This is a genomic window from Agathobaculum sp. LCP25S3_E8 (assembly GCF_052117165.1).
GTDB lineage: Bacteria > Bacillota > Clostridia > Oscillospirales > Butyricicoccaceae > Agathobaculum.
This window is the reverse complement of sequence record NZ_JBQKJR010000175.1, coordinates 1-494: the sequence shown is the minus strand read 5'-3', so window position 1 is coordinate 494 and position 494 is coordinate 1. Positions and strand designations below refer to the sequence as shown.

Annotated in this window: 1 protein-coding gene; it reads left to right on the top strand. The window is 57.7% G+C overall.

All coding sequences use genetic code 11. From position 1 onward, the window contains the following. Nucleotides 1-48: 48 nt before the first annotated feature. Nucleotides 49-494: hypothetical protein (locus ACTQ34_RS18155; RefSeq protein ID WP_441364993.1), on the top strand; the 446-nt coding region annotated here is incomplete at its 3' end.

The window sequence follows — 494 nt, the reverse complement described above, 5'->3', positions numbered from 1 at the left end:
CAGAAGTACACCACGACCAGCGGTGAGAAAGACATCGGAGCTGCGGGTATGCCTGATAAAGCCGGAGTCCTGACCTATGCCAAGGGCACCGAGACCACAACCGGCACCGTTACTGTAACCAGTTGGGATGTGGACTCCACCGGCAAGGTGACCTACACGCTGTCCGGCGGCACCGTTAACGACACTGTGACCCTGCCCATCAAGATCACCTCCACCAACTACGCGGATTCCACCGTCAATGTGGTGATCACCCTGACGGATAAGGAAACTCCCACAGCAACTGCCAATGACATCACCGTGACCTATACCGGCTCCGCTGTTCCGGACAGCGCCATTACCGGCACCGCCAGCGTGGAAGGCAGTTGGAGCTTCAAGAACGCGGTTCCCGTGAATGTTGCGGACAGCAGCGACAGCGTGACCGTGGTGTTCACCCCCGCGGACACGAACACCTATGAAACGGTTGAGGATATCATCAAGGTGACCATCAACAAGGC